Origin of the sequence: Amycolatopsis ultiminotia (assembly GCF_039536925.1) — a bacterium.
GTDB lineage: Bacteria > Actinomycetota > Actinomycetes > Mycobacteriales > Pseudonocardiaceae > Amycolatopsis > Amycolatopsis ultiminotia.
Genome location: NZ_BAAAZN010000024.1, coordinates 56,904 through 70,946, shown reverse-complemented (window position 1 = coordinate 70,946; position 14,043 = coordinate 56,904). Strand labels below are relative to the sequence as shown.

General features: G+C 71.1%; 13 protein-coding genes. 8 read left to right on the top strand and 5 right to left on the bottom strand.

The genetic code is table 11. The features are described from left to right. Window positions 1–152 precede the first annotated feature (152 nt). On the top strand, window positions 153–659 hold the full coding sequence (locus tag ABD793_RS37255) for a GtrA family protein (protein WP_344868174.1): 507 nt from the start codon (window positions 153–155) through the stop codon (window positions 657–659). On the opposite strand, the gene ABD793_RS37250 is transcribed toward ABD793_RS37255, so the two are convergent. Together ABD793_RS37250 and ABD793_RS37245 are read right to left on the bottom strand one after the other, a co-directional pair. Then, window positions 589–2,763, bottom strand: coding sequence for a glycosyltransferase (locus tag ABD793_RS37250; protein WP_344868173.1), 2,175 nt, complete (start codon window positions 2,761–2,763; stop codon window positions 589–591). The genes ABD793_RS37255 and ABD793_RS37250 overlap by 71 nt on opposite strands. Continuing rightward, window positions 2,760–3,701, bottom strand: coding sequence for an NAD-dependent epimerase/dehydratase family protein (locus ABD793_RS37245; RefSeq protein WP_344868172.1), 942 nt, complete (start codon window positions 3,699–3,701; stop codon window positions 2,760–2,762). Before ABD793_RS37245 ends, ABD793_RS37250 begins: the two co-directional genes overlap by 4 nt. Window positions 3,702–3,925: 224 nt before the next feature. On the opposite strand from ABD793_RS37245, the gene ABD793_RS37240 reads away from it, so the two are divergent. From ABD793_RS37240 to ABD793_RS37230, 3 genes are read left to right on the top strand one after another with little or no spacing between them, the layout of a single operon-like run. Next, on the top strand, window positions 3,926–4,369 hold the full coding sequence (locus ABD793_RS37240; protein WP_344868171.1) for an XRE family transcriptional regulator: 444 nt from the start codon (window positions 3,926–3,928) through the stop codon (window positions 4,367–4,369). Then, window positions 4,366–4,974, top strand: a complete 609-nt coding sequence (locus ABD793_RS37235) for a hypothetical protein (RefSeq protein ID WP_344868170.1) — start codon at window positions 4,366–4,368, stop codon at window positions 4,972–4,974. Before ABD793_RS37240 ends, ABD793_RS37235 begins: the two co-directional genes overlap by 4 nt. A gap of 7 nt (window positions 4,975–4,981) precedes the next feature. Then, window positions 4,982–6,058: a hypothetical protein gene (locus tag ABD793_RS37230; RefSeq protein ID WP_344868169.1), complete on the top strand. Its 1,077-nt coding sequence runs from the start codon at window positions 4,982–4,984 to the stop codon at window positions 6,056–6,058. Here the strand turns inward: ABD793_RS37230 and ABD793_RS37225 are convergent. Continuing rightward, window positions 6,000–6,521 (bottom strand): 2'-5' RNA ligase family protein, encoded by a 522-nt coding sequence (locus ABD793_RS37225; RefSeq protein ID WP_344868168.1) that lies wholly within the window; start codon window positions 6,519–6,521, stop codon window positions 6,000–6,002. The two genes, ABD793_RS37230 and ABD793_RS37225, sit on opposite strands and share 59 nt — an antisense overlap. A 931-nt stretch (window positions 6,522–7,452) precedes the next feature. Here ABD793_RS37225 and ABD793_RS37220 point away from each other — a divergent pair. The 4 genes from ABD793_RS37220 (at window position 7,453) to ABD793_RS37205 (ending at window position 10,845) form a co-directional block, all read left to right on the top strand. Beyond that, window positions 7,453–7,614, top strand: coding sequence for a hypothetical protein (locus ABD793_RS37220; protein ID WP_344868167.1), 162 nt, complete (start codon window positions 7,453–7,455; stop codon window positions 7,612–7,614). A 114-nt stretch (window positions 7,615–7,728) separates the two neighbouring features. Further along, entirely contained in the window at window positions 7,729–9,243 is a 1,515-nt protein-coding gene (locus ABD793_RS37215) for a CehA/McbA family metallohydrolase (RefSeq protein ID WP_344868166.1), read from the top strand. A gap of 94 nt (window positions 9,244–9,337) precedes the next feature. After that, on the top strand, window positions 9,338–10,156 hold the full coding sequence (locus tag ABD793_RS37210) for a hypothetical protein (RefSeq protein ID WP_344868165.1): 819 nt from the start codon (window positions 9,338–9,340) through the stop codon (window positions 10,154–10,156). Window positions 10,157–10,209: 53 nt separating this feature from the next. Then, the gene (locus ABD793_RS37205) at window positions 10,210–10,845 is read left to right on the top strand and encodes an SLATT domain-containing protein (protein WP_344868164.1); all 636 of its coding nucleotides are present in this window, start codon (window positions 10,210–10,212) and stop codon (window positions 10,843–10,845) included. Between the two features lie 214 nt (window positions 10,846–11,059). Here the strand turns inward: ABD793_RS37205 and ABD793_RS37200 are convergent, their stop codons facing one another. Together ABD793_RS37200 and ABD793_RS37195 are read right to left on the bottom strand one after the other, a co-directional pair. After that, the gene (locus ABD793_RS37200; protein WP_344868163.1) at window positions 11,060–11,497 is read right to left on the bottom strand and encodes a hypothetical protein; all 438 of its coding nucleotides are present in this window, start codon (window positions 11,495–11,497) and stop codon (window positions 11,060–11,062) included. 207 nt (window positions 11,498–11,704) lie between these two features. Continuing rightward, window positions 11,705–13,978: a transketolase-like TK C-terminal-containing protein gene (locus ABD793_RS37195; RefSeq protein ID WP_344868243.1), complete on the bottom strand. Its 2,274-nt coding sequence runs from the start codon at window positions 13,976–13,978 to the stop codon at window positions 11,705–11,707. Window positions 13,979–14,043 lie beyond the last annotated feature (65 nt).

Sequence of the window (14,043 nt, the reverse complement as noted above, 5' to 3'; positions counted from 1 at the left end):
GACAAGCACGCCGATTCCTCGTTGTACATGACGCCGGGACCGGGTGTGAACCTACTGACCGGGTGCTGATGGGCACCTGGCAGGAAGCTGTGAATCCGCTGTGTGCCGGGGGCCGTTCGGCAGTCCGGACGGCCCAAGGGGAGACTGGGGACATGACGACGGTAACCAACCCGGTGAACCCGCGCACGGCGGAGGAATCGCCTCCGCGGCGCCGCCGGGGCCTGGTGCGTTTCTTCCGTGCGGCGACGAGTTCGGTGGCCGCGACGGTGCTGAGCCAGGTCGCGCTGATCACCGTGCTCGCCGTCGGCGGGGCGCCGTGGCTGGCCAGCGGGGTCGCCTTCGCCGCGGGCGCGGTGCTGAACTTCTTCCTGACCCGCCGCTGGGTGTGGGGCCGCAGGGGCAGGCCGGAGGTCGGCAGGGAACTGCTGCCCTACGTGGCGGTCATTTCGCTCGGCGGGCTCGCCTCGGTGGGCCTGACCACCCTCACCGGCCACCTGCTCGCGCCGCTGGCACTGCCGCACGTCTGGTGGGTCGTGGTGCTCGACGGCGCGTACGTGTTCAGTTACGCAGTGGTGTTCGTCCTGAAGTTCACGCTGCTCGATCGCGTTGTTTTCGCCCGCGACGCAGCACGTACCCCCGCCACCACGTCCCCGTCATGACCCGGGCGTAGTTCGCGCCGTACACGAGGCTGCCGCCCTTCTTGCTCTTGCCCGCCTTGCGCAGCCGCATGCTCATCGGCCGTTCCAGCACCCTGGCGCCGCGCGCGGTCACGCCCAGCAGCAGTTCCGATGACTGGTACTGCGGCTCGTTCAGCGGGACAGCGCACGCGAGGTCCGCGCGCATACCGCGGAAGCCGAACGACGTGTCGCTGATCCGGCGCAGCGTGAGCAGCGAAGCCAGCCACGCGAAGACCCGTACGCCGATCCACCGCATCCGGCTGTCGGCCTCTTCGTGGCCGAGCCGTCGCGAGCCGGTGACGAAGTCCGCGGTGCCCTCGAGCAGCGGGCCGACGAGCTCGGCCATCTCACTGTTGTCGTACTGGCCGTCGCCGTCGGTGGTCACGAGGTACTTCGCGCCGTTCTCGGCGGCGAGGTGATAGCCGAGCCGCAACGCCGCGCCCTGACCCCGGTTCGCCGGTGCGACGCACACGTACGCGCCGTGCTTCTCGGCGATCGCCGCTGTGTCGTCGGTGCCGCCGTCGACGACCACCAGAACGTCCACCGGGAGACCGAGGCAGTCCGCGGGCATTTTCTCCAGTACCTGGCCGATGCCGCCCGCTTCGTTGTACGCGGCGATCACCACGGTCAGCTCGGACAGCTGCGCGCCGGGGTGCCGGTCGTGGAAGTCCGCGACGGCGCCTTCGTCGACGGCGTCGGGGTACGCGCCCAGCCTTCGGCGGCTGGCGGCGGTGAGTGTGGTGAAGCCGAGCGCGCCTGCCACCGGCAGCAGCACGAGTGCGGGCAACTGATACCTCCAGGAAAACTCGAACACCGCGGACGCGAAGAGCAGGAAAAGCCCGGTACCCGCGGCAAGCAGTGCGCCGCTGCGGGCCCGGTCGCGGGGTTTCTTCCGGCGGGCCGCGGCCGCCAGCCCGAGCAGCGCGAAGAAACCGAGCACCGCGCCGGGCACGAAACCGCCGTTGAGCTGGTAGTCGCGCAGGAACCCGGCGATCGGTGTGTCGACGACCGGGTCGATGCCGTCGTACTGCTGGGTGATCGCCGCGATCGCGGGCGGATCGTTCCACTCCGGGTAGGCCCGCTGGAACTGCCACCGGTCGACCTCGACGTCGTTGACCGCGCTCACCCGGGTGAAGTGGAAGCTCTTCGAGAAGTCGCCGATGATCGCCTTGGCGACGTCCCACCACTGCACCGCGAGCACGTCGACGGCGAACTCGTGGGCGAGCGCGGCCTTGTCCGCGCCGGGAGGCAGCGGGCCGGGCCACGCCGGATCGAGGTCGGCGTGCGTGTAGTCGTCCACTCGGCGGGCGCCGACCGGATTGGCCGGGCAGAACACCCGCAGGGTCGGGCTCAGGTCGAGGTTCGGGCAGTCGGCCACCGCCGCGGTGCGTCCGTAGAGCATGTTGCCCGACGGTCCGGTCAGCCCCCACTTCCCGGTCTGTGCCTTGACTTCCGCCGCGTACGGCACGATCACGACGAGTATCGCGAGCAGGCCGGCTCCGGCGCGGCGCCAGCCCCGCCACGAGCGCCAGGCACGGCCCGCCGCTAGCACGTACAGCAGGAACGGCACCGCGAGCACGACGCCGATCAGCCGGACCAGCACCGCGAAGCCGACCACCAGCCCGGCCAGCGCGATCCGCCGCCAGTTCGGCTTTCCCTTCGCCAGCAACAGCCACAGCAACCCGAGCAGCAGCGCTTCGAAGAGCACCTCGGACATGATGTTCTGCTCGATCTGCAGCTGGTAGCCGTCGAGCAGCAGGGGAGCGGCGGCGAGCGCGCCCACCCAGCGGCGCGCGCCCAGCCGCCGCGTCAGCGCGTAGCTCCCCACCGCGATCGCCAGTCCGGCCAGATGCTGCACCGCGGTGACGAAGGACAGCCCGCCGACCGCGAGCAGCGGGCGCAGCACCAGGTCGTAGCCGATCGGGTTGAGCTGGTCGGCGCGCAGCGCGTGCAGGTTGTCCAGGTACCGGAAGGAATCGATGTACAGCAGGGCAGGCCGGTAGGCGACCCAGGCCAGCACGCGCAGCGCGGTACCCGCCGCGAGCAGGACGAGGAGAACGGCGTGGCGGCGGAGGAACCGGGTCACGGCGCGGGATTTTCCAGTTCCGAGAAGTATTTCCACGCCGTCGCCAGCCCGTCGGCGAGCGAGATCGCCGGGCGGTAGCCGATCGTCTCCGCGCTCGCCGACACGTCCACGATCACCGCGGGCATCTCCCCGGCCGGCGCGGGCACGTGCTCCACCGGCAGTTCGGCGCCGGTCACCGCGCGCACGGTCTCGACCATTTCCAGCACCGACACGGAATGTCCGGCACCGACGATCGCACGGCCGGTGTGCCCGCTTTCGTACGCCAGCACGATCGCGCGCACCACGTCGTCCACGTGCACGAGGTCGCGGCGCTGCTCGCCGGTGCCGTACACGCGCACGCCTTCGCCCTTGAGCGCTGCGCGCATCATGCGCGGGACGAAGCTGTCCTTGTGGGACATGCCGGGGCCGTAGACGTTCGTGAACCGCAGCGCGCAAGTCGTGATGCCGTACGCGCCGGAGTAGCCGGAGAGCAGCATCTCGCATGCCGCCTTCGTGGCCCCGTACGGCGTGAGCGGGCGCGTGGGCAGGTCGAGGGTGATCGCGGAGGTACCGACGTCGCCGATCACCGCGTTCGTGGAGGCGAGCACGAACCGCGGCACATCGCGTTCGCGGCTCAGCTCCAGCAGTTCGTGGGTCACCGCGACGTTTTCGGTGAAGGTCTCGCGCGGCAGCTCGACGGACTTCAGCACGGACGTGAGCGCTGCGAGGTGAACGATTCCGCCGGTGCCCGGCGTGACCGCCGCTTCGCGGGTCGCCGGCTCCCGCAGGTCGCCGACGACGACGCGTACGCCCTCGTCGTCAGTCTCATACGGCACCCGGTCGACAACGGTGACCGGGTAGCCGCGTTCACGGAACGCGCGCACGGTGACCCGGCCGATGAAGCCGCTGCCACCCGTGACGACGACGGGTGTCCTTTCCGGACCGCGGGGGAGTGCCATGGCGGACAACCTACCTCCGCTGCCTGTGCACCCCGCTGGCGGTGGAGACCGGCGGGAAGAAGCGGGTCCGCGTGTGGACACCCCCAGCGGCCACACGCGGATCCCTTGTTTAGTTTTCGTGACGCTGCTCCTCGGGAGTGTATCCGGAACAGGACGGCTGGTGTCAAGTTTGCGTGACAGTTATGCTGGACGTCGTCGCGAATAGAGGACGGGCTGGGGGCGTCATGACCGAGCAGGAAGAAGAGCGCACCTTCGCGCAGCGGCTCGCGCACCTGATCGCGACCGTGCACCCGCCGGACCGCAAGCCCTACTCCTACCGGGAGATCGCACAGGGAGTCGTGGATCTGACCGGGGTGCGCATGTCGGCGACGCACGTGCAGCAGCTGGCCGTCGGCGCGCGCCGCGACCCGAAGCGTTCGCACATCCAGGCGCTGGCCCGGTTCTTCGGGGTGCCGGTGACCTACTTCTTCGACGACGAGGTGGCCGAGCAGGTCGAGCGCCAGGTCGCCGATGTCGTGGCCTGGCGCGACACCCGGGCGCGGGACCTGGCGCAACGCGCGATGCAGCTGTCCCCGCGCGACCGCGAGACGGTGACTGCCCTGATGGACCAGCTGAACAGCTACGCGGCCGGGCGTGCGCGGACCCGGCGCGCACGCAAGCCCGAGTGACGCGGGCCGCTATGCTGGGTGTCGCCGGAGCACCGGGGACGCCGTGGTGCGACCGGCTGGTCCTGCCGCCGATCGTCTCGGGAGGGGTCATCGACCCGAGCCTGCGCACGCGTGCCCGCCGGCGGGTGCGCGGCCTGCTGCGCGAGGTACCGCCGCCCCGGCCGTGGTCGATGAACGACTGGATCGACCGGCTGGAACGCCACCGCGGGCGCGACATCGACCTGCTGGCCGTGCGGTACGCGCCGGGCCGGCCCTCCGGTGCATGGCAGCGGCACGACAGCTACGACCTGGTCGCCTACGCCGCGGGCACCTCCACGCTGCACCAGGACCACATCATCGCGCACGAGATCGCGCACCTGCTGTGCGAGCACCGCGGCGAATGCGTGCTGTCCGAGGCCGAGGCGGCCAGGCTCGCCCCGGACCTCAGCGCGCACCTGCTTTCGCACCTGCTCACCCGGGTCACCACGGACTCCGACGAGTACGAGGCGGAACTGATGGCCGTGCTGCTGATGAGCGCCGCCACCGCGGACGAGGCGCCGCTGCGGCCCGGTGCCTCCGGCCCGGCGGCCGATCGCGCGCGGCGGTTCGCGTCGGTGCTCGGGTAGCCGCCGGATGATCGACGCCCTCTTCTTCGGGGTCGGGCTGTTCGCTGTCGCGATCGGGATCTGGCGGGCGCTGCGGGCCAGGCGCACCGGCGCCGGTCGCGGCCTGGCGATCAGCCTGATCGCGCTGGGGCTCGCGTTCTGCCTGCTGGCCGACAGCGCGCAGGCGGTGGAGAGCGAGATCTACCCGAGCCTCGGCAGGCTGCTGTCGAATCTCGCGACCATGATCGCTGCGTACGGCATCTCGGTCACCGTTGCGGAAATCGGCGGCGTGGCGCACCGGCGGCGGCGGACGAGGCTGGGCGTCCTGCTGACCGCGCTGGTGATCCTGACCGCGTCGTTCTTCGCCACCCGCGGGCTGCCCACCGGGGTGGGGCTGTTCGACGAGCTGTACCGCTCGAACCCCACGCTGATCGCTTACATCGTGGTCTACACCGGTTATCTCGGCTTCGCGGTGGGGGAAATCGCCGTGGTGTCCGTCGGCGCGGTGCGGGCGGGCACGGGTGCGTTCCGTGCCGGGATGGGTGTGCTGTTCGTCGGCTGCCTGTTCGCATTCGCTTATCTGGCAGGGAAAATCGTCGACCTGGTGCGCAACGTGGCCGATGCGCACCCGGTCGCGCACGTCTGCCCCGGCGCGTTCGCCACGCCGGATTGCTCGCTCGCGGTGGGCTTTCCGGCGATTTCGGTGCTGCTGCTCGTGGTGGGGCTGACGTTGCCGGCGCTCCCGGCCGCCGGGCGTTCGGTGCGTGACGCGCGGACTCGTGCTGCGCTGCGCCCGCTGCACGCGCACGTGGTGGCGCGGTACCCGGAGGTCGTGCGGCTCGACGGTGCCGCGACGAACAGCCGGGAACGGCTGCTGACCGTGATGAGCGAGATCAACGACGGTCTTCTGCTCGCCGGCGTCGGCCCACAGCTTTCCCCGTCCGCGGCCGCGCGGGTGCTGAGAAGCGGCGAAGGACCTTCGCGCGACGAAGGCGAAGCAGGCCTCGCGGACACCGCTTTCGCCGCGGAGGTGGCGCGGCTACGGGCTATCGCGCAGGCGTTCCGAGCGGAGCCGACAACCGGAGCTGCCAGCCCTGCTCGGTGAGCACGACGAGATGCAGCTTCTCGGCGCGATCGGTCACCGGGAGTGCGGCGGCGGCACGCTCGGTGACGGTTGCGCGCTGCTCGTCGGTGCCGCCCATCGCGATGGTCAGGTGCACCGGCGGCCGCGGTCCGAACCGTCCGCCGTAGGGCGGCACGTCGGGCCAGCGCTCGCACACCGCGTCGGCCAGCGGCTGCAGCGCCGGCGCAGCGGCCGCGACGAACCCGGGCGCGGTGACCGGCTCGGTCAGCCGGACGTCGACCGGCTGGTGCGCGGCGGCGACGGCGCGCACCGCCTCGTCGACCGCCTCGGTGAGCTGCGCGGCGGGCAGAAACGGGTACAACGCGGTGACGTGCGGTGGCAACCCCGGCCGGACGAGCCCGGGATCGACTTCCGCGGCAAGAGCGAGCAACCCACCCGCGGCAGGCAGTTCGACGACGAGCGCACTGGTTCCGGGTTCAGGCACGCCCCGATCCTGCCGGACGGTCCGCCACAACCGCCAGGTGGGGCGCAAACCGGGCCAGTGCGGTGGCAGCGCGCCGTCCGGGACACACCACGATGGTGGCGTGGTGAGCGGGGTCGGTCGTGTGGTCGGCGGCGGTGTGGTGACCGTGTGCCGGGGTTGGTTAAGGCGCTGCGGTCGCGGTGTGGTGAGTAGGCCGGCGGTGCGGTGCGACGGAGCCTGACGAGCCGGGATGGCGGCGTGGTGAGCGGGGTCGGTCGTGTGGTCGGCGGCGGTGTGGTGACCGTGTGCCGGGGTTGGGCAACGCACTGCGGTCGCGGTGTGGTGGGCCGAAGGTCGAGGGTTGGGTGGTGCGGTGGCGGTGTGGTGACCGTGTGCCGGGGTTGGGCAACGCACTGCGGTCGCGGTGTGGTGGGCCGAAGGTCGAGGGTTGGGTGGTGCGGTGGCGGTGTGGTGAACCGAGTGCCGGAGGGCGGGAAGCGTTGCGACAGCGGTTTGGCGAGCCGAGCGTCGCGGGGAGCCGGTCGCGGCAGCGGTTTGGTGAGCGGAAAGCCGAGCGCCGGGGCTGTCTCGCGATTGCGGTTTGGCGAGCCTGATCCGGGGCTGGGCAGCGCGGGCGCTGGGACAGGTGCCGCGGCAGGCGGGGTGGCGTGGCAGGGCGGAGCGGGTCGGCGGGGTGGCGTGGCAGGGCGGAGCGGGTCGGCGGGGTGGCGTGGCAGGGCGGAGCGGGCCGGCGGTGCGGTGCGGCGCGGCGGGGCGGTGGGCGATGACCCGGCGTTGGTTCGGTGTTGCGGTGTGGCGTGGCGGTACCGGAAAGGTCAGGCAACCCTTTCCTTCCCGGGTGATTATTCGTCTCATGGAATAGTAATCGTGCCAACCCTAAGTCTTTCCCAAGTTTTCCGCCGTCGATTCCGGTGGGTTCTACACTCGGTGAATGAAGATCGTCCTATGGACCGCATTGTGCGGATTGTGCGCCCTCGCCGGCCACGTGCTCCTGGGCGTCGTGGCGGCTTTCCTGCTCCTGGCTTGCGTTCCGGTCCGCCCCGCGGCCGGGCGGCCCGCGGCGGAAAGAGAATTGACCGGCAGCCGCGGCTGATCTTTTTCCGGATTATCCCGTGCCGGTCGTCGCCGAGTGTTCACGTGTGCGTCGTTGCGGGTGCCGGTGCGCTCGCCTAGCGTCGGCGCGACGCCCGAGCGCGGAGGTAGGCAGATGTCCACTGGGGAACCGAGCCGGCGTGCCGTGCTGCGCGCGAGCGGGGTGGCCGCGGCCGTCGCGGCGACCGGCCTGCTACCCGGCGTGTCGTTCGCGGCGCCGGCGCCCGGCACCGCGCGCCAGACCAAGACGGTGACCGGCACGTTCCGGCCGGACGTCCCGGACTGGTACTACCTGCCGGTCGACGTGCCGCCGGGGGTACGGCAGATCGACGTCACTTACTCCTACGACAAGCCGTCCGTCCCGGCCGGTACCCGCGGGAACGCCTGCGACATCGGCATGTTCGGGCCGGAGGGGCACGACCTCGGCAACCGTCGCGGGTTCCGGGGCTGGTCCGGCGGGTTCCGCGACCGGTTCTCGATCAGTGCCGCGCAGGCCACGCCCGGGTACCTCGCCGGTCCGATCACCCCCGGCCGCTGGCACGTGATCCTCGGCCCGTACACGGTCGCCCCGCAAGGCATGAACTACCGCGTGGACGTCACGCTCACCTTCGGCGAGGACGACGCCGAGCCGTTCCGGCCGAACCCGGCGCCGGAACGCGCACCGGCCAAGGAGCGCGGACGGGCCTGGTACCGGGGGGACTGCCACCTGCACACCGTGCACTCCGACGGCAAGCGGACCCCGGAGCAGCTGGTCGCCGATGCGCGGGCGGCCGGGCTCGACTTCATCGTCTCGACCGACCACAACACGCAGAGCGCGCAGCTCGTGTGGGGTGACTACGCCACCGACGACCTGCTGATCCTCAACGGCGAGGAAGTCACCACCCGCTCCGGGCACTGGCCCGCGATCGGCCTGCCCGCGGGCACCTGGATCGACTGGCGTTACCGCGCGGCCGACGCGCGGGACTTCCGGCGGTTCGTCGACCAGGTGCACCATGCGGGCGGCCTGGTCACCGCGGCACATCCGTTCGCCAACTGTTTCGGCTGCACGTACGAGTTCGGCTACGAGATCGCCGACCTCGTCGAGGTCTGGAACGGCCCGTGGACCGCCGACGACGAAGCCGCCGTCACGCACTGGGACGGCCTGCTCCGCGGCGGCCGCTGGATCCCGGCGATCGGTGACTCCGACGCGCACAACCCGGACCAGACGGTCGCGCTGCCGCACACCGTGGTCCTGGCCGACCGGCTCGCGCGCGCCGACCTGCTCGCCGGGATCAAGGCGGGCCGGTCGTGGCTGGCCGAGTCGAAGACGGTGCAGCTCGAGTTCTCCGCGTCCGGCGGCGGGCGCACCGCCGGTATCGGCGAGCGGCTGCGCGCGGGCACCGGGACGCCGGTCACCGTGCGGGCGACCGTCGCCGGGGTGCCCGGCACCACCGTGACCTTCCTCGACCAGCTGGGGCCGGAGCACACCGAGACGGTGCCGGATTCCGGCAGTGCGACGGTGAGCTGGACGACCTACCCGCGGTACAGCCGCTGGGCGCGGGTCGAGGTGCGCAGGCCGTCGGGTGGCCCGGCAACCACCACGCCGAACGCGATGGTGGCCATGTCCAATCCGGTCTTCCTGGGCAGCTGACCCACCCGCGCATCCGCGAGCACCGCTGTCCCGGCAGACTGGACAGCCGGAGAGCGTGGGTGGAAGGGCAGGGGAGACGGTGCGCGGGTGTGGCGTGCGGGCGGCGATCGCCGCTGTGGTGGTGGTGCTGGTTGCCGTGGTCGTGGTGGTCGTCGTGCTGTCGCGCGGAGGCGAGGTGAAGACGCCGGGCTGCACGGTGACCGTGCCGAAGGCGGCGAAGGACCAGGACACCTCGCAGTACACCCTGCAACCCCAGCAGATGAGCAACGCAGCGGTGATCGCCGCGGTGGCGGGCAAGGAAGGCCTGCCTGCGCGCGCGGTCATGATCGCGCTTGCCACCGCGTTGCAGGAATCCAAGCTGCGCAACCTGCCCGGCGGTGACCGTGATTCGGTCGGCCTGTTCCAGCAGCGCCCGAGCCAGGGCTGGGGCACGCCGGAGCAGCTGCAGGACCCGGTCTACGCGGCGACCGCGTTCTACGCGAGGCTGGCGAAGCTGTCCGGCTGGCAGAACCTGCCGATCACCGAAGCGGCGCAGGAAGTGCAGCGCTCGGGTGCCCCGGATGCCTACGCACAGTGGGAGCCGGTGGCCGGTGCCGCCGCCGGCGCGTTCACCGGCCAGTACCCGGCGGCGATGACCTGCCGCAACATTGCGGTCGGCCCGGCCGAGGCGGACCTGGTGAACACCGCGAACGCCGAACTCGGCACCGCCCGGCTCAGCGGCGCGCACCCGCCCGCGGAGGGCTGGCGGATCGCCAGCTGGCTCGTTGCGCGCGCTGCCGCGGTCGGCGTGGACAAGGTCAGTTTCGCCGGGCAGACCTGGACTGCGGAGTCGGGCGCGTGGGCGGCCGATCCGGACGCCGGGCAGAACCTCGCCCTGCACCGGGTTCCGGCCACCTCGTCCGGCTCCGGCTGATCGGTGGACCGGGTCCGGTTGCGGCACAGTTCGGAAAGACCAGGGAAGTGAAAGTGTCTGCGGATCTCAAGAGTGCGGTCGAAAAGCTGGAGCGGCGTGCGTTCACGACCTACCTGGCGCGCCTGAAGGCCTACGAACGGCTGGCGCGGAGGAACAACGCCTGGAACGCCTCGCTCATCGCGCTCGCCACCTCCACGACCATCTCCGCGGTCGGCCTGCTGGCCGACCGGGACATGTACGGTTCGGGCGGCGACGGCCTGATGGTCGCACTGGCCATTCTTTCCCTGGTCGCCTCCCTCGTGGTCTCGAGTGTCAACTACGGATCCCGGTCGCGGGCAATGGAAGCCGGCTACAAGCGGATCCAGCAGATCTCGATTTCCGCCGAGGGGTTCTTCGTCAGCCATCTCGCGCCGACCAGCGAACGCTTCGTGGATTTGCAGAAGGAATACGGGGTCGCGGTCGAATTCTCGGAGAACCACACCCGGGCCGACCACATCCGGGCGAACCGGGACACGGCCAAGGGGAATCCGGCACCGGCCGAAGGGGCGCTTTCCCGTGCTGCCAGGGCAGATGGCCGGCGGATCATCCTGGTCGACAACCTGATCACGCTGGCCCCGTACGCGACGCTGAGCATTCCGATCGCGCTGCTGATCCCGTTCGTGAGCTGGTTTGCCGGCGGATTTCACTAGGTTTGCTGCCAAATGAGTTCTTCGACGGCTGCCGCGAGTTCGTTCACGCCGGCGCGGCCGTCCAGCTCGAGGGTCGCAGTCTTTCGCGGCAGGGGTTCGACGGTCTGGACGTAGTGTGCGTGTCCAGCCGTCGTTGCCCGCTCCGGCGGTGTGTCCCGCACGCCCGGCTCCCGGTTCGGCCCGCCCCTGCCGGGCCGAACCGGGAGCGATCCGGCTACCGGGTGTGCGTGATCAGCAGGGTGACCCCTGCTTCGCCGCCGCAGTCGACCATCACCGGGCCGACGCCGTTGCCGATCTTGTCGCTCACCCTGGCCTTGGCGACGAACTTCTCCGGGCCGGGGTCGACGATCTTGATGTCGACGAGCGCCGGGACGTTCGGCAGGCTGGCGACCCGCTTCAACCCGGTGCCGCCGGCGCAGTTACCGGTGATGGTGACCTCGTCGCCGCGGTAGGCGGGGTTCGGGCTGACCTGCACGGTCGCCCTGGTGCCCTTCGGCGGTTGCTGATCCTGGGTCTGCACGATGTTTCCCGCTTTCTGCAGTGGTGCCGGGGCTGTCGACGCGGCGGCGATCCCGCCCGCTCCGATGGCTGCGACTGCCGCCACCCCGGCTGCTCCGATCACGATCCGTCCTTTGCCTGCCATCGTGGACATCGCGTTCTCCCTCCCTCGAGTGTCCGAATCGGACTGGCGTCCGATTCGGACACTGGCCGGTGTACCCCGCATCCCGGGGTTCGTCCGGGTAGTCGCGGGCACCCCGGCACGAGGTTCTCTCCCGGTATGATTGTGACTGGCGTCACGCACACGGCGCCGCGGTCCGGAATGGACCGCGGCGCCGCCGCGAGCAGGGCGAGCCGGAGTTCAGTCGGCGACGTCGAGTGCCGCCCGGATGATGCTGTCGGTGTCGATGCCGTGGTGGCGGTACACGCTTTCCAGGTCGCCGGACTGGCCGAACTGCGTCACGCCCAGGTGCGCGGCGCGGACGCGGTGCACGGTGGCGGCGAAGGCGAGCGTGTGCGGGTGCCCGTCGAGCACGGTCACCATCGGCGCGGACCGTTCGGCGGGCAGCGCCGATTCGAGGATCCAGGTCTCTGTAGTGTCCCGGCCCGCGCGGGCCTGCACGGCGCGGAACAGCAGCCCGGGGCTGGTCACACAGACCACGTCGGCGTGCTTGCCGAGTGCGTCGAGCCGATCGGCCGCGGCCAGCGCCTCGGTCACCGTCGCGCCCATCGTGACCAGCGTGACGTCGGGCCTGGCGACCGGGGCGAGACGGATCGGGTAGGCACCGGCGACGACCTGGCGGCGGCGGCGTTCCCTCGCCGCCGGGTCCGCCGGCACCGCGGCGAGCTTCTGGTCCACCGGGCGGGTGGACAGCCGCAGGTACGCCGAGGTGCCGTCCGGCCGTCCGAGCCGGGCCAGCGACGCGAGCAGCGTCCACTCGACGTCGATCGCGAACGCGGGCTCGTAGGTGACGCAGCCCGGCTGCTCCAGGCCCACCGACGGCGTCGTCACCGACTGGTGCGCGCCGCCCTCCGGCGCGAGCGTGACCCCGGACGGGGTGCCGACGAGGATCGACTGGCCGCCGCCGTAGATGCCGAACGACCACGGTTCGAGCGCGCGCTCCACGAACGGGTCGTAGAGCACCCCGATCGGCAGCAGCGGCCTGCCCCAGCGCGACCACGTGGTACCCAGTTCGCCCAGCGCGCTCACCAGGTTCACCTCGGCGATGCCCAGTTCCAGGTGCTGCCCGGTGGGCTGTTCCCGCCAGTGCAGGATGGTCTCCGGATCGTCGGCGAACCAGTCCACCCGTTCCTGCGGGGACCACACGCCGACCTTGTTGACCCAGCCGCCGAGGTTGGTGCTGGACGAGACGTCCGGGCACAGCGTCACCACGAGTTCTGCCGCCTCCGGTGCCTCGCGGGTGAGGTCCAGCAGGGTCCGCCCGAGCGCGGCCTGCGTGGTGGCGCGGCCGGCCGGGGTGCGCCCGATATCCGCCGGGATAGCCGGAATCCGTTGCGGGGCAATGGTTTTCCGATGCAGCCGGAGGGCGGTCTCGGTGCACAGCCGGGCCGCGGTGGATCCGTCGGCGAACTTCCGCCACGGATCGTCGGCCGACGTGCCGACGCGGGCGGCGAGTTCGCCGATCTGGTCGGCGGTCAGCAGTGAGGAGTGGTTCTGCGGATGTCCTTCACTGGCGAGGCCGAAACCCTTGACGGTGTAGGCGAAAACGACCGTGGGACGGTGGTCCTCGATCGCGTCGAAGGTGTCCAGCAGTGCGGACAGGTCGTGCCCGCCGAGGTTGCGGATGGCCGCGTGCAGTGTGTCGTCGCCGAGGGTGTCGAGCAACGGCGCCAGCTCCGGCGAGGCAAGCCGTGCACGCAGTTGCGCAGGCGTGCATCGCAGCAGCCGCTGGTACTCCGGGTTGGACATCTCGTCGATCCGGCGGCGCAGCGCCTCGCCACCCGGCCGCGAGAACAGCTCCTGCAGCAGGTGGCCGTACTTCACGGTGAGCACCTGCCAGCCCGCCGCTTCGAACATGCCTTGCAGCCGGGTCGCGCCGATGTTCGGCACCACGCGGTCCAGCGACTGGCGGTTCAGGTCGACGATCCACACGACCTCGCCCAGTTCGGCCACGTTCGGGTCGAGAATCGCTTCCCAGCAAGCGCCCTCGTCGAGTTCGGCGTCCCCGACGAGTGAGTACTGCCGTCCGGTGCCCGCGCCGCCGCCGTGCGCTTCGACGTAGCGGCGGGCCAGCGCACCCCAGATCGGTGCGGTGGCGCCGATGCCGACCGAACCGGTCGAGTAGTCGACCCGGTCCGGATCCTTCGAGCGTGACGGATAGCTTTGCAGGCCACCGAATTCCCGCAGCGACGTCAGGTACTTCTCGTCGAGGTCGCCGAGCAGGTAGTTGATCGCGTGCAGTACCGGGGAGGCGTGCGGCTTCACCGAAACCCGGTCCTGTTCGCGCAGCCGTGCGAACCACAGCGCGGTCATGATCGAGACCATCGACGCGCTCGAGGCCTGGTGGCCGCCGACCTTGAGCCCGGTCGGGTTCGGCCGGACGCGGTTGGCGTGGTCGATGATCGCGGTGGAGAGCCACAGCACGCGGTCGGCCACCTCGCGCAGGACGTCCACGGTGTCGTTCTCCGGGCGGTACCCGGGGGTGGTGCTGGTCACGGCTGCGGAACCTCTCTTGGGCG